We start from the raw sequence: 17,468 nt of genomic DNA on the forward strand, positions 1-17,468 counted from the left end.
CATTGATGAATACCCAACTTCAATTACAACAACTGGCCACAGACGGTATCCATCTGGATTTGCCGCAACTGCTGGCCTATCAGCGTCATCATGCGTTGCTGGATTTGGCCCCTAAAATGGCGATCCAAAGTAAGCTGGCTGGCTCCTATCTGGCCCGCAGTAAAGGCCGGGGTATGGAGTTTGATGAAGTACGGCATTACCAACCCGGTGATGATGTACGCACCATCGACTGGCGCGTGACTGCCCGCACAGGCAAAGTGCACACCAAATTATTTCGCGAAGAAAAAGAGCGGCCGGTGTTTATCCTGACCGATTTATCTGAGTCGATGCGTTTTGGCACAAAACTGCTACTCAAGTCGGTGCAGGCAGCGCATTTAGCCGCCTTATTGGCCTGGCATGTGCGGGAAACCGGCGACAAACTCGGTGGTCTGATCTTCAGTGAACAGCAGGTGCTGGAGCTAAAACCTGCAGCGCGCAGCCAAGCGGTGTTGCGGTATTTAAATGCGCTGATTAAAGTGCAGCAAAACCAAGGTATGGCGGCAGAATCCACTATTAACCATGCGTTGGGTTTAATGCGTCGTTTAGCCCGCCCTGGTGCACTTCTTTTTGTGATCTCAGATTTCAGCGCACTTGACGCACAAGGCTTGCGTCATTTGCAGGCGATGCGCCAGCATAATGAAATTCGTTGTGTGCATATTACCGATCCTTTGGATTTGCAACTGCCCTTGTCTGCTTCTGGTTTAGCAGCAGTGACAGATGGTGTGGAGCTAAAAACGCTGGATTTAGGTTCATCCGTGTTAAAAGACAGTTATAAGCAGCAGCAACACCAGTGGCAACAGGCCTTGCAATTGAACTTAAAAAAGCTCAATTGCCGCTATTTGGAAATAAGCGCTGCTTTGCCTTTGATTGAACAATTAAACAGGAGTTGGCCTGATGGCGAACACTGAACCTCAACTGGCGTTGGCTGATATTCAGGAGCCAGTGCTGAATACCTTCTGGCCACCGGCGCCTGGCTGGTGGTTGCTGACTGTGCTGGTGATTGTACTCTTGGCCTATGGCTTTCGTTTTTTCTGGAAAAAATGGCAAAAAGCTTTGCCCTTGCGTCAGGCTAAAGCAGAATTGCGGCTGATTAAAGCATCAGATCAGAGCGCTGAACTGAATGAATTACTGAAGCGTCTGGTGCGCTGTTACAGCCCGGGTCATAGCGTGTTGTCTGCTCCGGTGAAACACTGGCAAGAGTTTTTACAACAACAATTACCCCAACAGCCTTTACCTGATTTACAGAAAGTGCTGTATCAATCTGCATCGGATCAGGCTGAATTCACCATTTATCGGCAATTTGCTGAAAAGTGGCTGCATAAAGTTTCTGTCAAACAGCTGGAGCGGCTTTGATGTTTGAATTCAGCTACCCCTGGTTGTTTTTGCTATTACCTTTGCCTTTGTTATTGCGTCGCAAAACTCAGCAGCAAGGCAGCCCTTTAACACACAAAGCGCTGATTAAAGCCGGTAGCCAGGGGCATGGACTGACAAGCAAAGCGCCCCGCTCTGTCAAAACCTTACTCGCTTTACTCTGTTGGTGTTTTTTAGTGCTGGCTGCCACTCAACCTAAATGGCTGGGAGACACTGTCACCTTGCCACAACAAGGCCGGGATCTGATGTTGGCGCTGGATTTATCCGGCTCTATGGCCATCAGTGATATGCAGCATCAGGGCCAGAGCATAGACAGACTGCAAGCGGTAAAGCTGGTTGTCAGCGACTTTATTCAAAAACGCAAAGGCGACCGTATTGGTCTGATTTTGTTTGGCGATGCCGCTTATCAGCAAACGCCTTTAACCTATGACTTAACCACTATTCAAACCATGCTGGACGAAGCAGTACGGGGTTTAGTTGGTGAACGGACCGCCATAGGTGAAGCCATAGGCTTAGCGGTTAAACGGCTGAACACTTACGAAACCTCAAACAAAGTACTGATTTTGTTAAGTGATGGTGCGAACACCGCAGGTGTGATTCAGCCAATGGAAGCCTTGCAACTGGCCAAAGCTGCAGGGGTCAAAGTGTACACTGTGGGCGTGGGTGCCGAACAAATGGTGCAGCAAAGCATTTTTGGCCGTCAGTTGATCAACCCGTCGCAGGATTTAGATGAAGTGCTGCTAACCCGTATCGCAGAAGAAACTGGTGGAAAATATTTCCGCGCCCGCGATTTAGCTGAACTGGCACAAATTTATAAATTGCTGGATCAGTTAGAGCCGATAGAGCGTGATCAAATCAGCTATCGTCCACAGCAAAGCCTGTTGCACTGGCCTTTATTCGCCGCTTTGTTTTGTTCTGTGTTACTTGCCTTAAGCCAGGTGCGCTTTGCAGGGAGAATAAAAAATGTGGGCTGATTTTCATTGGTTAAGGCCAGAGTACTTTTGGTTGATCTTGCCCACTGTGTTGATTTGGGGGCTATTCGCCAAACTACGTCAGCCACAAAGCGCATGGCAACACTGGATAGCACCACATCTGCAAAAAGAATTACTCACTGTGCCAGCCACACAGCAGCAAAAACCGCAGTTGTGGTTGCTGCTGATCATCTGGCTGATTAGCGTGATTGCCCTGGCTGGCCCCAGCTGGGAAAGGCTGCCGCAGCCAGTGTTCCAACTGAAAAAAGCCACAGTCATTTTGATGGATATGTCGATGTCGATGCGCGCAACCGACTTATCGCCGGACAGATTCACTCAGGCCCGCTTTAAAGCGCTGGATTACATCAATGGCGTCAAAGAAGGAGAACTGGCTTTAGTTAGTTTTGCCGGCGATGCTTTTGTCATTTCACCTTTGACTCAGGATCACAATAATGTCCGGTTGCTGTTGCCTGAACTCAGCCCCGACATCATGCCAGTGCAAGGATCTAATGTGGAAGCGGCATTATTACTGGCCGATCAGCTGCTTAAACAAGGCGGTTATCTGCAAGGAGACGTGGTGCTTTTTACCGACGGTTTTGCTTCTGCTGATTACCCTCGGTTACGTGATTTGATGGACAAGTGGCCGCATCGTTTATCTGTACTGGCCTTTGGCACCACCCAAGGTGCGCCGGTGCGTTTAAGTAATGGTGAGTTATTAAAAGACCGTCAGGGCGCTATAGTGCTGCCCCGGGTCCCTTTGGAACAGTTACAACAGCTGGCTGAGTTACGTTCAGGTGTTTTTGCTGTGGCGGGTTCAGAAGACAGTGATATCGACGCTTTATTGGCGCTAAAACCTCTGGATAAAAAAACCGACAGCGAAGAGCAACAAAAGCTTTTTGGTGATCAATGGCAGGATAACGCCGTTTATCTGGTCTGGCTGCTGTTACCTCTGGCTTTGTGGCTACATAAACGTGGCGCCTTGACTGTATTTGTACTGGTGCTGTTTTTACCCAGGGCTGAAGCTTTTGAATGGAATGACCTGTGGCAAACAAAAAATCAAAAAGCGCAACAGTCTTATCAGCAAGGAGATTACAGCAGCGCCTGGCAAGACTTTGACGACCCGCTGTGGAAAGGAAACGCCGCCTATAAAGCCGGAGATTACACCGCTGCTGAACAGTCATATCGGAAACAGGACAGTGCAGATGCATGGTATAACCTTGGCAATAGTCTGGCACAGCAAAAAAAATATGAAGAGGCAATAGAAGCCTATCAGCAGGCTCTGGCTAAAAACCCGGAGCTTGATAAAGCCCGACAAAATATTGATGTGGTGAAAAAAGCACTGGAGCAACAACAGCAGCAACAAGACCAGCAGCAAGGTGAAGGCGAAGAACAGGACCAGCAGCAAGGCGAGTCATCCAACGATCAAGGCGAAGGGTCACAATCTTCACAACAGCAGTCTGATGAGCAATACTCCGATCAACAATCTTCCGAACAGCAGTCGGATCAGCAAGCTGATGATGCGGCTTCACAAAAAGATCAGCCGCCAGGTCCAACCGAACAACAAAAGCAAGAGCAGCAGCAACAAGCCGCTGAACAGGCAGAACAACAGGCTGCTGCACCGCAGGAAGAGCAGGAACAGGAACAGCAACACAAAGCAATTTCTGAAGCCTGGCCTAATGCGAACGCAGAGCAAAGCCAGCAACTGGATAATTTATTACGCAAAGTACAGGACGATCCTTCTTTGTTATTACGCCGTAAGATGGCGCTTGAATATCAAAAACGTCGTTATGATCAACCACCAGCCGGAGTTGTCGAAGAATGGTAAAGCAGTGGTTAGGCTTGTTTTTAATACTAAGTAGCCCGGTCTGGGCTTTCACTGAGTTAAAAGTATCTTTAGATAAAAACCCTTTATTGCTGGGTGAAACTGCAGTGCTGGAACTGGTCGCTGACGATCAGGTGGCACATCAACCGGATTTTTCTGTCCTGGATCAACATTTTATAGTGCAAGGCCCTTCTATGGGGCAGCAAATGCAGATCATCAACGGCAAGGCCAGCCGCACTACCAGTTGGCGTTTATTATTGAAGGCCAAAAAAGCTGGTACTTTTGTTATTCCGGCCTTTCAAATTGAGGACATCAGTTCCTCCGCTATTGAAGTGCAGGTCGTGGAGTCTTCAGCCTCAACTCAAAACAGCAACGACCCTGTGCTGTTTTTACAAAGCAGCCTGGATAGCAGTGAGCTCTATGTGCAGCAATTGGCCTATCTGGAAGTAAAAATCTTTTTTCAGGGTGATTTACAACGGGGTTCACTCAGTGAACCTAAAGTGGATGGCCTGAGTATAGAACAACTGGGCAAAGACAAAGAAGGCAGCGAACTGGTCAATGGCGAGCGTTACCGCACTTTTACCCGCCGCTACCGGCTTATTCCTGAGCGTAGTGGTACTTTTGTGCTACCAGGGTCAACGCTCAGCGGCGAAATGCTGGACAGAAACTCAGGCCGTTATGACTATTTTGCCCAAACCAAAGCGGTCAGTGCCACAGCCAGTGATTTAACTATTGAAGTTGCGCCCAGACCGGATAATTTTCCGGGCGACTGGTTGATCGCAGATTTAGTCAGCTTAAATGAGGAGTGGAGCCCTGCAACCGAACAGTTGACTCAAGGCGAACCTGTCACCCGTACTATTACCTTAACTGCTTTAGATGTAGCAGAACATCAGTTGCCCGACTTGCCTCTGAACGCACCTGATGGCGTAAAACTTTACAAAGAACAGCCTCAGGCCAAACAAGCAGAACGTAATGGCACCCTGGTGTCGCAAAAAGTCTTTAGCATGGCTGTGGTTGCCAACAAAACCGGCGAACTGGTGTTGCCTGAAGTGAAGCTTCCCTGGTGGAATAAAAAAACCAATTCAGTGCATTACGCCACCTTACCGGAAAAACGTTTAACGGTAGAGGTGAATCCTGAATTGCCACAACAAAGCAGCGTACCCCTGGTGACGCCTGCTTTACAAGGTTCAGTCACAGAGACTGCCGAAAACAATCCATGGCAATGGAATTACACCAGTTCAGTGCTCAGTCTGCTCTGGCTTTGTTCTGTGGTTGCATTGCTTTGGTTCAGACCCAAAAGAGCCGTTGTAACAAAAGCCATGGTGCACAATTCAGCTTCAGCCAAAGCCAATCCGAAAAAACTGCAGCAGGCTTGTCATAACAACGATGCGGGTTGTGCACGACAGTGGCTGATGTTGTGGGCTCAGCAACAATTTGGCAGAGCACCTGCTTCACTGACCGAATTAGCACAATGGTGCAAAGATGAAAACTTCGCGGAGCAATTGCAGTTATTGAATCAGCAGTTATATCAAAAAGATCAGCAAAACTGGCAAGGCAAAATGTTATGGATCTGTTGGTCAAAATTAGTACTGGAAAAACCAGAGGATAAAAACGCTCTGCCTGAATTGTATCCGGAATAAAAGTGAACAGCGATTGGCAGCAGCACTCTGTTTATCTGACTAAAAAAACTGGCTGTAGTCCATGGCTATTGATAGCATGCGACCACTTTATAACTAGAACAATAACAAAGCGGGAGAATCACAGTGGCCACGGCAACTATTTTAGCTTTATCCATTTATTTTTTATCTATGCTGGCAATAGGCTTATACGCCTACCGCCAATCCAGCAGTAACTTATCCGACTATATGTTAGGGGGCCGTAAACTGGGCCCGGGCGTTACTGCTTTATCCGCTGGAGCCTCCGATATGAGTGGCTGGTTACTGATGGGTGTGCCAGGCGCTATGTATGTCGCTGGTATCTCGCAAATCTGGATTGGTGTTGGTTTAGTCATAGGTGCTTACCTGAACTACATACTGCTGGCCCCCCGTTTTCGGGTTTATACAGAATTGGCACAAGACTCCATCACCCTGCCCGACTATCTGGAAAATCGTTTCTCCGACCCAACCCGATTATTACGTTTGGTATCTGCGGTCGTCATAGTGGTGTTTTTTACCTTATACACCTCATCAGGCATGGTCGCCGGTGGCAAATTATTTGATGAAGTCTTTGGTCTGGATTACGAGTTTGGCCTGTTTCTGACCGCTGGTGTCGTCATTACTTACACTTTATTAGGTGGTTTCCTGGCTGTCAGTATGACTGACTTTGTGCAGGGCATTATTATGTTTGTGGCTCTGGTTGCGGTGCCGCTGGTTGCTTTTGGCGCTTTAGACCAACCCACTCAGTTGTTCGCCACCATAGAGCAACTGAATCCAAAACATCTGGATTTATTCACCGGTACCAGTGCGCTTGGCATTATTTCCTTACTGGCCTGGGGTTTAGGTTATTTTGGTCAGCCACATATTATTGTGCGTTTTATGGCAATACGTTCTGTCGAGGATTTTAAAGCAGCCCGTCGTATTGGTATGTCCTGGATGATTATCTCCATTTTAGGTGCCATGGCGGTAGGTTTTGTCGGTATCGCTTATGTGCAGCAAACTCAAATGCCATTGAAAGACCCTGAAACCATTTTTATTCTGCTCTCTCAGGTACTGTTCCATCCGTTGGTTGGCGGCTTGTTATTAGCCGCAATTCTGGCGGCCATTATGAGTACCATCTCTTCTCAGCTTCTGGTCACGTCCAGCGCATTAACTCAGGACTTTTTCAAAACCTTTTTGCACAAAAAAGCCAGCGACAGTTTGCAGGTATTGGTGGGCCGGGCTTCGGTTTTTGCCGTAGCTCTTGTCGCCATCCTGCTGGCTCTGGACAGCAACAGCTCCATTTTAGGTTTAGTCGCCAACGCCTGGGCTGGTTTTGGTGCAGCTTTTGGTCCTGTAGTGCTGATGAGTCTGTATTGGAAGCGAATGAATCACTGGGGTGCTTTGGCGGGTATCACAACAGGTGCTCTGACTGTACTGTTCTGGGCGTACAGCCCTTACCAGATTGATGGTAAACAGTTAAATGATTTTCTCTATGCCATGATCCCTGGTGTTGTTGTTTCTGCGCTGCTGACCTGGCTGGTGAGTCTGCTAACCTCTGCTCCAGCTGCTAATGTCAGCCAACTATTTCAGCAAGTATCTGATAAATTAGAAAATAACTAAGTCATAAACAGCAGGCAGATCATTTATTCAGATCTGCCTGCTGTTTCCTCCTGCAATCTCTGAAAATATCTGTAAGACCATAGTCTTTTCCCACAGATCTTTGCTACATTGAAGCATGACTTCTGTTTAGCTGTTCAGGGACCTATGTACTTTTACACTGCACGCCAACCTATTCTGGATAAAGACAAAAACCTGTTTGCCTATGAATTGTTATTCAGGGATGGTGTGGAGAACGTGTTTCCTGAAGTCGACAGCAACGAAGCCACCTCCCGTATGATTGAAGGCAGTCAGCTGAATTTAGGTCTGGATGAATTTCTTGGCGATAAACCAGGCTTTATTAACTTCACGCTTGATTCTTTGCTGAAAAAGTACCCGTCCATGTTGCCCTGTGAGCAGGTGGTGATCGAAATACTGGAGACAGTTCAGCCTGGTAAACGTTTATTGGCCGAGTGTGAACTACTTAAAGCTCAGGGTTATGTTCTGGCGTTGGACGACTATATTCACCAACCCGTCTGGCGACATTTTTACCCCTTGATCGACATTATCAAAATTGATTTTCGCGCCACCAGCCTCGACACCATGCTACAAATTAAAGACGCCATTAAGGAATTTCCCCATATCAAACTGCTGGCGGAAAAAGTAGAAACCAATGAAGAATTTCAGCAGGCGGTGGATTTAGGTTTTGACTATTTTCAGGGCTATTTTTTCTCCCGTCCTGAGATGATGCAAAGCCGGGCTTTGTCACCCGCCCAAATGACGTTGGCTGAATTATTGTACGAGACCGCAAAAACAGAGATGGATTTAAATACCATCACTGCTGTATTTGAACGGGACGTGCATTTATCTTACAAGCTGCTGCGTTATACCAATTCAGCCGTATTTAAACGTCGTGCTGAAATAGCCACTATTAAACAAGCCATTGTGGTGTTGGGCCAGGCTGAACTCAAGCGCTTTTTATCCGTGCTTTTTACCGCCCAAATCAGCAGCGACAAACCTGCAGAGCTGATGCGCCTGGCGATGACAAGAGCACGTTTTGCCGAAGACATTGCCAGACTGGCAGGGTTTTCTGACCTCTCAAAAGCCTTTTTAACCGGTATGATGTCACTGATGGACGCGATACTGGATGAACCCATGAGCTCAGTGATGAGTAAACTGCCCCTGTCCAAAGACATTAAAGATGCACTGATCGATGGTGTTGGCCCTATGGCGCAGTATCTGCAACTGATTAAGTTTTATGAACAAGCAGCCTGGGATGATGCAAATGCACTGATCCAATCCCTGAAACTTGATAGTAAATCTGTACCTGATGCCTATCACACTGCAATTCAATGGGCCAATGAGCAAATGAAAGCGCTCGGCGACAACTGACGAGCGCGTAGTTCTGGACCCAGTGAAGGCTATGGTTTAGCGGCTAAGCTGTTTAAAAGCTGACATGCTCTGCGATCTGAGCCGCCATTTTCTCACCAATACCTTTGACTTCCGTCAACTGCTTTTGGTCTTTAATTGGACCATTGGCGCTGATGTAATCTTTGATGGCCTGAGCTTTTTTTTCGCCTATACCAGGCAATGCGTCTAACTGTTCTACAGAAGCCTGATTAATATTCAGCTTGGCTTTATCAGCCACTTTGGCTGCGGCAGGGACGGACAAAGGGGCTTTCGCCAGTTCTTGTGCTACGGTTAAGTTAACTGCACAGGCCAGACTGGCCATGACTGCTGCAACGAGTGCGATTTTCATCACAGTTCTCTCCTTTTAACAGTTCTTTGCCTCTTCACTGTGTTGCTGAAGGTTGTTGCCAGCAACTACAATCCGGTAAGCAGAGACATAAGAACCACTTTGAGTTGCAACCTCGTCAATAAAGATAGCCAAAATACAACTTTTTGCATCAATATTTTTACACATTTAAAACAAATTCAACCTAAGGAATTAGAGTTGCCGAAAGTAGCGCAGTCAACAAAGCTGCGGCTTCAAGTACGACGAGTAAAAGTGTTCAGCAGCAATTCAGACCTTAGTTCTTATACTTTCAACGATTTGTCTGATGTTAAGGATTGCCGCCGCAGACAGAGTGTTCTAGCATAACCCCACTTTGTTTGTGCCAGTTTAAAAAGGAAGCCCCATGCGTTTATTAGTTGTTGAAGATGAGACTTTATTGGCGGAACAAATCCGCGAGCATTTAGTGCAACAGCAATTTAGCGTAGACGTAGCCCATGATGGAGCAGACGGCTGGTTTAAGTTAAGCGAATACCCTTATGATCTGGCCATTATTGATATAGGCCTGCCTAAAATGGATGGTCTGAGTCTTATTCGTAAAGCCCGCCAGAATGACATTAAGACCCCTGTCATTGTATTAACAGCCCGTGGCAGCTGGCAGGAAAAAGTGGAAGGACTGGACGCCGGAGCAGATGATTACCTGACCAAACCTTTTCATACAGAAGAGCTGCTGGCACGTATTAATGCTTTAATACGACGTGCTGCAGGGCAGCCCGATCCTATGCTGCATTCTGGCCCTGTGAAGCTGAACAGCAGAACTCAGCAAGTCTGGTTGGGTGAAGACGAAGTCAGCCTGACGGCTTATGAGTACAAAGTGCTGGAGTACTTTATGCACAACCCGAATAAAGTCATTTCCAAAACTGAGCTGACAGAACATATTTACGATCAGGATTTCGATTTGGACAGTAATGTCATTGAAGTCTTTGTCCTGCGTCTGCGGAAAAAACTGGACCCGGACGGCGAGTTAAAACCTATAGAAACACTGCGTGGACGCGGTTATCGTTTTACCATGGTTGTCAGCTAAATGCAGTTATCGCTCAAGGTTCGTCAGGGTATTATCAGCCTGTTTTTGCTGTTTTTTTTATTACCCAGTTCATTTTTTGCGATAGAACAGGCTTTTTATACCCAACTGCTGACCAGTACTGAGCAGAAACTTGAAGTACATATGTACTCCATTTTGGCCGAAGTGCATCCAAATGAAGGCAAAGTGGAGCTGAGTAACAACTTGCTGCCACCGGATTTTTATCGGCCAGACTCAGGTTTGGCCGCTTTTATTACCAGCGAAAACGAATTGTTATGGCAGTCCGACTCTTCTATTAATCAGCAGTTTGACCCGCCCACTCATCAGATTTTGCCTGCCTCACATGAATTTGTATTGATGGAGCAATACCAGCAAAAATACTGGGTATTGTCTTTTTCTGTGCTGTTTGACTTAGGTGATAACACACTGCCGCTGACCATTCATGTAGTGCAAAATGATCAACTGTTGCAGGAGCCACTCGACACCTTCAGGAAAACCCTGAGCCAGTGGTTTATTGGTATAGCTTTGGTGCTGATAGGTTTAACTTTGTTAGCCTACTATTGGATCACTAAACCTTTAACTTCTTTGGACAAGGAGATCCACAAGCTCGAAAGTGGCCAGCAGGAACAACTGCTGCACGACTACCCTTCTGAGCTGAACAAAATTAAAGAAGACTTAAACCTGCTGCTGGCCAATCAGAACAGGCAAAAGCAGCGCTACCGTCATCACTTAAGTGACTTAGCCCACGCACTAAAGACTCCTATAGCCGTGTTACGCACCTCTAAGCTGTCTGAACAGCCTGAGCTGCGTGAACAGCTTGACCGTATTACCGGCATGATAGAGCATCAGTTAAAACGGGCCTCAAGTTCAGGCCAGGATTTATGGCATAAGCAAATTAAAGTAAAACCCTTGATTGATAAACTGGAGCAAGCTTTAAGTAAAATTTATCGGGATAAAGGTTGCCTCATTGAAATTCAGTGCACCGATCAGGTGGTATTTCGTGGTGATGAAACCGATTTAATGGAGATATTAGGCAACCTGCTTGATAATGCCTGCAAAGCATGTAACGGACGGGTAAAAATCAGTGCCTTTGGCAAACCGCTGCAACTGGATATTGAAGATGATGGTCCTGGTATACCTCAGGATAAAAGAGAAGAATTGTTTCAGCGCGGAACCAGGCTGGATACCTACAAAGAAGGGCATGGTGTAGGTCTTTCTATTGTCTCAGAGCTGGTGAAATCCTACTCAGGTGAACTCCAGGTTTCCCAAAGCCCTTTGGGTGGGGCGCGTTTTGTCATTCGTTTTCCGGAGTCAGGACTAAAATGATCAAACTACTGCTGCTCGCAACCACTTTCAGTGTATGTTCGCTTTTGGCCACAGAAGCCTGTGATCAAAAAACATTATCGAAAATGGAGTATATGCAATGTCTGGATCAGCAGCTTGAGCAGAGTAAACGAGAGTTAACTACCTGGGAAAACAACCACTTATTCAAACTGGAAGAACAAGCAAGCAGTACGGGCCGCCAGGATGGCTTAAAGCTGTTTAATAAATCCCGTCAAACCTTTGCTCTGTACACCGAACAGGACTGCCGCTGGCAGTTTATACTTCAGCTGCCTGACAATAAGACAGCAAGCGCTGTATACAAACAGTGCCAGCTGTACCACTTCAAACAACGTATCGAATTATTAAAGCAAGTTCATACTAAACCAGAATAAGCCTCACAACCGTATTAAACCGCTTATACTTGGCTGTATTCAATACTTTAGTTGTGGAGGCTTTTACTCATGAAGATCCTGATCACCGGTGCCACCGGACTGATAGGCCGTGCGCTTATTGCAGGATGGCAAGGCCAGCATCAACTTTTTGTCCTTAGCCGCTCTTCAGCTAAAGCCAGAGAAACTCTTGGTGTTGAGGCTGATTATCAGCAATCTCTTGACGATTTCGACTTCAACCAGATAGATGCGGTGATCAATCTGGCCGGCGAGCCTATAGCGGATAAACGCTGGAGCGAATCGCAAAAACAAAAAATTTGCCAAAGTCGCTGGCAATTAACAGAAGCACTGGCAGAAAAAATCCAGCACTGTGCTACCCCACCTAAAGTTTTGATCAACGGCTCTGCCATAGGCTTTTACGGTCGTCAGGGCAGTGAAATAGTGACGGAAGAACACAGTTCTTTTTACCCGGAATTCAGCCATGATATTTGTGCCCGCTGGGAAAATCTGGCTCAACGTTCTGCAAGTCCACAGACAAGAGTCTGTCTGCTACGCACAGGCATAGTAATGAGTAGTCAAGGCGGAGCTTTAGCAAAGATGCTGCCGTTGTTTAAACTGGGTTTAGGTGGCCCTATAGGGGATGGCAAACAGTTTATGTCCTGGATCCATCTGGAAGATATGGTGCGTCTGATTGATTTTTTACTGCAACGGGATGACTTGAGCGGGCCTTTTAATGCAACGGCCCCCCGCCCTGTCAGCAATAAGCAATTCAGTCAGTTGCTGGCAGAACGTTTTGGCAAAAAGGCACCTTTTACAGTGCCTGCTTTTGTATTACGTTTAGTTTTTGGCGAAATGGCAGACCTACTACTATTTGGCCAGAATGTGCAACCCAAACGTTTACTGGACCATGGTTTTCAGTTTAACCACAGCCATCTTAAAGATGCCTTAAACGCCCTTCAGTTTTGAAGGGCGCGTCGTAACAAGGTACTGCCTGACATTTTCAGCAGCTGCCTGACCTGCCATGCCCCAAGCACTGTGACTAAAGCAACCCCCAATACAGGACCAAGCCACCATAGGTTCCAGTGCGGCTGGTAAGGCAAATCAAAAAACTGCTGTTGCACTACAGCCAGCAATACTTCTGCCAGAATAGTGGCAAAAAGCCCGGCTAAAGCCCCCAAAGCGGCAAACTCATACAAAAGCGCAGCTTTTAAAAAAGCTGATTTAGCACCTAAAGTCCGCAAAATAGCCAGTTCCTGTTCCCTTTGCTCCAGCGTGGCCTGAACTTGCGCCACCAGCACCAATACAGCGGAAGCAAAAACCAAAATCAGAATAAAGGTTAAAGCCACAGAGACCTGGCTGATGATATCGTTTACCTGTTTTAAAATGGTATCCACAGAAATCAGACTGACTGTCGGGAATTGCCGCACTATCTGGTTCAACAACTCCTGCTCTGACATATTCAGATAAAAAGCTGTGATATAAGTGGCCGGAAAGCCCTGCATCAGATCAGGTGATAACACCATATAGAAGTTCGGCTGTAAACTGTTCCAGTCCACTTTACGGATACTGGTAATAGTGGCGTCAAATACCTGGCCCCCGACAGAAAATTGCAACTTATCGCCCAATTTTAATGCCAGTCGTTCTGCCATTTGCGACTCAACCGAGACTTCAGCTTTGGAATCAGCACTAAACCACTGGCCACTTTCCACTTCGTTGTTATCCGGAATACGGTTTAACCAGGTTAGATTCAGCTCGCGTCCAACGCCCTGACGTTGTTCAGGTTTTTCTTTAGTGGCTTCATCGGCAAAGTTTTCACCGTTCACCGCCATTACCCGCCCATTCACCATAGGGTAAAATTCGGTCAGTTCTAAGTTGTGTTGAATAGCCAGTTGTTGCAGTGATGTTTTGTCCTGCTCTGTTAAATTCACCAGAAACTGATTCGGCGCACCTTCCGGCACTTGTTGTTGCCATTGATCCAGCAACTCAGAGCGTAAGAAATACAACAGCAAAGTTAAAAATAAAGCCAGACTAAAGGTGATCAGCTGAAAGGCATTTGGCCATAATCTGCGGCGTAAATTTGCCAGCGCCAGCCGTAAAGCACTGCTTTGACCTGCGGCCATCGGCTTGGCCACCCGAACCATGACAGCGGCAAACCCCATCAGCAGAGCAGCGAATACCAGGCACAACACAAATAGCCAGCTGCTGATCCATAAATCACCGCTAAAGAGCCACATCAATAACCAGATAGCGACTGAGCCGCTGATTAAATGCACAGGATCAAATTTCATTTGGTCCGGCTTCTCGCGCAGCACATTAAGTGCCGGTACTGCGGCCAGACGCCACAAAGGCCGGGCTGAAAACAAGACAGCGCAAATGGCGGCGGTTAAAACCCCAAGGCCTAAAGGCCGGACACTGAATTCAGCTAAATAGTCAGGCATCCAGAGCGCAACGCCCCACTGGCTTAACTGCACTAATAACTGCCCCGCCACTAAACCGAAACCAACGCTGAAAATCACCACAAACAACAGATGGCTGCCATAAATTTTCCGGCTTAAAGTCGTAGTAGCCCCCAGAGCTTTCATCACAGCCACAGAGCGGGCATGACGCTGGCTATATCTGTTAGCGGCCACAGCAGCGGCACAGGCCGCCAGCACTATACCCAGCAGGCCTGATAACAATAAAAACCGCTCAGACCTGTCCAGAGCGCCACCTATAGCAGATTCTCTGTCCATTTTTTGCCATCTGTCCTGCGGGCCTAACTGTTCTTTATTTTGTGTCTCTAATAACTCCAGGTTTTGCTGGCTACCCGCAAACATTAAACGGTAGCTAATTCTGCTGCCAGGCTGAATAATACCAGTAGCGGCCACATCATCCAGATGCATCAAAATACGAGGGGAGCTGCCAAATACCGACAGCGGCGCATCAGGTTCAGCCACTATCACACCAGCCGCGATAAATTCCTTTTCACCCAGTTCAAGGCTATCGCCCACTTTAATATTCAGCAAACTATAAAGACGACTTTCCAGATAAAGCTGATTGGGCCGAAGTGAAGCCAGAAGGCTGGGATCAGCGACGGAGGAACTTAATTTCAGCTCGCCGCGTAGTGGATAGCCTGCAGAGACGGCTTTCACTGAAACCAGCTGCATTAAATCTTTGGCAAACAACATAGAGTTAAATTGCACCTGCCGGGATGACTGCAGCTGTAACTCGTCAGCTTTTTGCTGGATCTGCTCGTTAAAACCTATGCTCGAGCGCAAAATCTTATCCGCGGCTACAAAGTTAGCGCTGCGCTGATACAAAGCAGAACGCACAGATTCTGTGATACCGGACAAACTGACGACAGTTAATACCGCCAGAAATAATGAAAAGGCGATCACCCATAACTCGCCTCTGCTTAATTCGCGCCAGAACAGCCGCCAGGCTATTTTACCCCACATGGCGCTTATCCTCTGTGGTCTGAGTTAAATCAGCGGCTAAACGGCCTGCATGCATCTGGAATCTGTATTGGCAACGTTGTGCCAATTCATGATTGTGCGTCACCAGCACTAAGGTTGTGCCTTGTTGTTCGTTCAGTTCAAACAACAGGTCTTCAATTTTTTCACCTGTGGCGCTGTCCAGGTTGGCGGAAGGTTCGTCGGCAAATAATACCGCTGGTTTGGTAATAAAAGCTCTGGCTATGGCAACTCGTTGTTGCTCACCCCCGCTCATTTGATTAGGGAAAAAATCGGCTCTGTGGCTTAAGCCAACCTGCGCCAGCAGCTCAAGACCACGAGCCCTTGCGTCAGGCATACCTGCCAGTTCAGCAGGCAAAGTGACATTTTCAAGCGCAGTAAGGCTGGGTAACAGCAAAAATGACTGAAACACAAAACCAACAGAACGGGCCCTTAATTCAGCACGTTCATCTTCGCTGAGTTGATGCAACGGCTGACCTGCCAGATAGACTTCACCGGAAGACGCCAAATCCAAACCTGCCAATATGCCTAACAGCGTGGATTTGCCTGAACCTGAAGCTCCCACTATGGCAACTGTCGCGCCCTGATTGATCGTAAGGTGGATATCTTGCAGTATGGTAAGCTCAGATCCAGTGAGCTGAACTGTTTTCACAACATCTTTTGCAACAATATGAGGTATAGGTGTTTTCATGATTCGATTGATCTACGTTGTGCTTTTGGTCCTGTCGTTCACTGCAGCTGCAGTGCAGGCCAAAACGCTGTTAATTCTTGGCGATAGTCTGAGCGCCGGTTATGGATTAAGCCAACAACAAAGTTGGGTCTATCTGCTGCAACAAAAGCTGGACCAACAAGCCAGTGACTGGACCTTAGTCAATGCCAGTATCAGTGGCGAAACCTCAGGCGGAGGTTTGGCCCGTTTACCCGCCCTGCTGGAACAACACCAACCCGATTATGTGTTGATCGAATTAGGTGCAAATGACGGCCTGCGTGGCTTTCCAATACCACAACTTGAAAGCAACCTGAATAAGATGGCAGAGCACATCAAACAACAGGACAGTAAGGCTGTGTTAATGCAAATACGTATTCCGCCGAACTATGGCCCACGTTACACCACACAATTTACTAATTTATATCCAAAAGTGGCAGAACAGCAGCAAATACCGCTTTGGCCTTTCTTTATGGAGACCATAGCGTTAAAACAGCATTGGATGCAAGCAGATGGACTGCATCCGAACCTGGATGCCCAACCTGTTATCGCAGATTTAATGCTGCCTTTGGTTTTGAGTCTAGAGTGAAAATGTAACGACATTTGAGGAATGTCAGAAAGCGGCTGCAAAGTCGCTTTTTTCTTGCTTTAAAGAGTAAAGATAGACTCTATGCAACGCCTGAGTGTGGTTTGATAATGACAATAAATCGGACTAGGAGTTTGAACACTATGAAGATGAAATGAAGCTGTAGAATTTGGTGGAGCTAAGCGGGATCGAACCGCTGACCTCTTGCATGCCATGCAAGCGCTCTCCCAGCTGAGCTATAGCCCCACTTGCAGATATAACGCTGAAGTGGCGTCCCTTAGGGGATTCGAACCCCTGTTACCGCCGTGAAAGGGCGGTGTCCTAGGCCTCTAGACGAAAGGGACACTGGATAAATCTTCATATGATGCTGGCGTCCCTTAGGGGATTCGAACCCCTGTTACCGCCGTGAAAGGGCGGTGTCCTAGGCCTCTAGACGAAAGGGACAGACGCATAAACATCACATTTTGTACTGACCAATTGGCGTCCCTTAGGGGATTCGAACCCCTGTTACCGCCGTGAAAGGGCGGTGTCCTAGGCCTCTAGACGAAAGGGACACTACAGTCAGTTTGTCAGATTTTGTTGGCTTCCCTTAGGGGATTCGAACCCCTGTTACCGCCGTGAAAGGGCGGTGTCCTAGGCCTCTAGACGAAAGGGACACTGGAACAAAATCTTTGGTGGAGCTAAGCGGGATCGAACCGCTGACCTCTTGCATGCCATGCAAGCGCTCTCCCAGCTGAGCTATAGCCCCACACCAATTGTAGAA

15 protein-coding genes and 5 tRNA genes are annotated in these 17,468 nt (G+C 47.3%); 12 read left to right on the plus strand and 8 right to left on the minus strand.

All coding sequences use genetic code 11. The features are described 5' to 3' along the window. Positions 1-5: 5 nt before the first annotated feature. From J2W69_RS12075 to J2W69_RS12105, 7 genes are all read left to right on the plus strand, one after another. Positions 6-947, plus strand: a complete 942-nt coding sequence (locus J2W69_RS12075) for a DUF58 domain-containing protein (protein ID WP_310278720.1) — start codon at positions 6-8, stop codon at positions 945-947. Continuing rightward, entirely contained in the window at positions 934-1,392 is a 459-nt protein-coding gene (locus J2W69_RS12080; RefSeq protein WP_310278722.1) for a DUF4381 domain-containing protein, read from the plus strand. Before J2W69_RS12075 ends, J2W69_RS12080 begins: the two co-directional genes overlap by 14 nt. Continuing rightward, the gene (locus tag J2W69_RS12085) at positions 1,392-2,384 is read left to right on the plus strand and encodes a vWA domain-containing protein (RefSeq protein ID WP_310278724.1); all 993 of its coding nucleotides are present in this window, start codon (positions 1,392-1,394) and stop codon (positions 2,382-2,384) included. Before J2W69_RS12080 ends, J2W69_RS12085 begins: the two co-directional genes overlap by 1 nt. Continuing rightward, a complete protein-coding gene (locus tag J2W69_RS12090; protein WP_310278727.1) occupies positions 2,374-4,206 on the plus strand; it encodes a VWA domain-containing protein in 1,833 nt (610 codons plus the stop codon). The genes J2W69_RS12085 and J2W69_RS12090 overlap by 11 nt, the downstream gene beginning before the upstream one ends. Then, positions 4,200-5,843 (plus strand): BatD family protein, encoded by a 1,644-nt coding sequence (locus tag J2W69_RS12095; protein WP_310278730.1) that lies wholly within the window; start codon positions 4,200-4,202, stop codon positions 5,841-5,843. Before J2W69_RS12090 ends, J2W69_RS12095 begins: the two co-directional genes overlap by 7 nt. 123 nt (positions 5,844-5,966) lie before the next feature. After that, positions 5,967-7,460 (plus strand): sodium/proline symporter PutP, encoded by a 1,494-nt coding sequence (gene putP, locus J2W69_RS12100; RefSeq protein WP_310278734.1) that lies wholly within the window; start codon positions 5,967-5,969, stop codon positions 7,458-7,460. 144 nt (positions 7,461-7,604) lie between these two features. Then, positions 7,605-8,828 (plus strand): EAL and HDOD domain-containing protein, encoded by a 1,224-nt coding sequence (locus J2W69_RS12105; protein ID WP_310278737.1) that lies wholly within the window; start codon positions 7,605-7,607, stop codon positions 8,826-8,828. A gap of 52 nt (positions 8,829-8,880) precedes the next feature. On the opposite strand, the gene J2W69_RS12110 is transcribed toward J2W69_RS12105, so the two are convergent. Next, positions 8,881-9,195: a ComEA family DNA-binding protein gene (locus tag J2W69_RS12110; protein ID WP_008897866.1), complete on the minus strand. Its 315-nt coding sequence runs from the start codon at positions 9,193-9,195 to the stop codon at positions 8,881-8,883. A gap of 379 nt (positions 9,196-9,574) precedes the next feature. Between J2W69_RS12110 and J2W69_RS12115 the strand changes: the two genes are divergently transcribed. From J2W69_RS12115 to J2W69_RS12130, 4 genes are all read left to right on the plus strand, one after another. Next, the gene (locus J2W69_RS12115) at positions 9,575-10,252 is read left to right on the plus strand and encodes a response regulator transcription factor (protein WP_233078257.1); all 678 of its coding nucleotides are present in this window, start codon (positions 9,575-9,577) and stop codon (positions 10,250-10,252) included. Further along, entirely contained in the window at positions 10,253-11,575 is a 1,323-nt protein-coding gene (locus J2W69_RS12120) for an ATP-binding protein (protein ID WP_310278744.1), read from the plus strand. After that, on the plus strand, positions 11,572-11,964 hold the full coding sequence (locus J2W69_RS12125) for a hypothetical protein (RefSeq protein ID WP_310278747.1): 393 nt from the start codon (positions 11,572-11,574) through the stop codon (positions 11,962-11,964). The genes J2W69_RS12120 and J2W69_RS12125 overlap by 4 nt, the downstream gene beginning before the upstream one ends. A gap of 69 nt (positions 11,965-12,033) precedes the next feature. After that, on the plus strand, positions 12,034-12,927 hold the full coding sequence (locus J2W69_RS12130; protein WP_310278752.1) for a TIGR01777 family oxidoreductase: 894 nt from the start codon (positions 12,034-12,036) through the stop codon (positions 12,925-12,927). Here J2W69_RS12130 and J2W69_RS12135 read toward each other — a convergent pair. Then, complete coding sequence (locus J2W69_RS12135) at positions 12,918-15,398, minus strand: ABC transporter permease (protein ID WP_310278755.1); 2,481 nt, start codon at positions 15,396-15,398, stop codon at positions 12,918-12,920. The genes J2W69_RS12130 and J2W69_RS12135 overlap by 10 nt on opposite strands. Next, positions 15,388-16,104, minus strand: a complete 717-nt coding sequence (locus J2W69_RS12140; RefSeq protein WP_310278759.1) for an ABC transporter ATP-binding protein — start codon at positions 16,102-16,104, stop codon at positions 15,388-15,390. The genes J2W69_RS12135 and J2W69_RS12140 overlap by 11 nt, the downstream gene beginning before the upstream one ends. Between J2W69_RS12140 and J2W69_RS12145 the strand changes: the two genes are divergently transcribed. Next, complete coding sequence (locus J2W69_RS12145) at positions 16,103-16,708, plus strand: arylesterase (RefSeq protein WP_310278762.1); 606 nt, start codon at positions 16,103-16,105, stop codon at positions 16,706-16,708. The genes J2W69_RS12140 and J2W69_RS12145 overlap by 2 nt on opposite strands. 167 nt (positions 16,709-16,875) lie before the next feature. Here the strand turns inward: J2W69_RS12145 and J2W69_RS12150 are convergent. The 5 genes from J2W69_RS12150 to J2W69_RS12170 form a co-directional block, all read right to left on the minus strand. After that, a tRNA-Ala gene (locus J2W69_RS12150) sits at positions 16,876-16,951 on the minus strand. A 22-nt stretch (positions 16,952-16,973) separates the two neighbouring features. Then, positions 16,974-17,049, minus strand: a tRNA-Glu gene (locus tag J2W69_RS12155). A 24-nt stretch (positions 17,050-17,073) separates the two neighbouring features. Next, positions 17,074-17,149: transfer RNA gene (locus J2W69_RS12160), tRNA-Glu, on the minus strand. Between the two features lie 34 nt (positions 17,150-17,183). Then, positions 17,184-17,259 (minus strand) — tRNA-Glu (locus J2W69_RS12165). 118 nt (positions 17,260-17,377) lie between these two features. Then, positions 17,378-17,453, minus strand: a tRNA-Ala gene (locus J2W69_RS12170). Between the last annotated feature and the right edge of the window lie 15 nt (positions 17,454-17,468).

Source organism: Rheinheimera soli (genome assembly GCF_031457405.1).
In the GTDB taxonomy this organism is placed as follows: domain Bacteria; phylum Pseudomonadota; class Gammaproteobacteria; order Enterobacterales; family Alteromonadaceae; genus Pararheinheimera; species Pararheinheimera soli_A.

Bases quoted from the DNA above. Each gene is read 5' to 3' on its own strand.
- J2W69_RS12075 (WP_310278720.1), top strand. From the start codon at position 6: ATGAATACCCAACTTCAATTACAACAACTGGCCACAGACGGTATCCAT.
- J2W69_RS12080 (WP_310278722.1), top strand. From the start codon at position 934: ATGGCGAACACTGAACCTCAACTGGCGTTGGCTGATATTCAGGAGCCA.
- J2W69_RS12085 (WP_310278724.1), top strand. From the start codon at position 1,392: ATGTTTGAATTCAGCTACCCCTGGTTGTTTTTGCTATTACCTTTGCCT.
- J2W69_RS12090 (WP_310278727.1), top strand. From the start codon at position 2,374: ATGTGGGCTGATTTTCATTGGTTAAGGCCAGAGTACTTTTGGTTGATC.
- J2W69_RS12095 (WP_310278730.1), top strand. From the start codon at position 4,200: ATGGTAAAGCAGTGGTTAGGCTTGTTTTTAATACTAAGTAGCCCGGTC.
- J2W69_RS12105 (WP_310278737.1), top strand. From the start codon at position 7,605: ATGTACTTTTACACTGCACGCCAACCTATTCTGGATAAAGACAAAAAC.
- J2W69_RS12110 (WP_008897866.1), bottom strand. From the start codon at position 9,195: ATGAAAATCGCACTCGTTGCAGCAGTCATGGCCAGTCTGGCCTGTGCA.
- J2W69_RS12115 (WP_233078257.1), top strand. From the start codon at position 9,575: ATGCGTTTATTAGTTGTTGAAGATGAGACTTTATTGGCGGAACAAATC.
- J2W69_RS12120 (WP_310278744.1), top strand. From the start codon at position 10,253: ATGCAGTTATCGCTCAAGGTTCGTCAGGGTATTATCAGCCTGTTTTTG.
- J2W69_RS12125 (WP_310278747.1), top strand. From the start codon at position 11,572: ATGATCAAACTACTGCTGCTCGCAACCACTTTCAGTGTATGTTCGCTT.
- J2W69_RS12130 (WP_310278752.1), top strand. From the start codon at position 12,034: ATGAAGATCCTGATCACCGGTGCCACCGGACTGATAGGCCGTGCGCTT.
- J2W69_RS12135 (WP_310278755.1), bottom strand. From the start codon at position 15,398: ATGTGGGGTAAAATAGCCTGGCGGCTGTTCTGGCGCGAATTAAGCAGA.
- J2W69_RS12145 (WP_310278762.1), top strand. From the start codon at position 16,103: ATGATTCGATTGATCTACGTTGTGCTTTTGGTCCTGTCGTTCACTGCA.
- J2W69_RS12140 (WP_310278759.1), bottom strand. From the start codon at position 16,104: ATGAAAACACCTATACCTCATATTGTTGCAAAAGATGTTGTGAAAACA.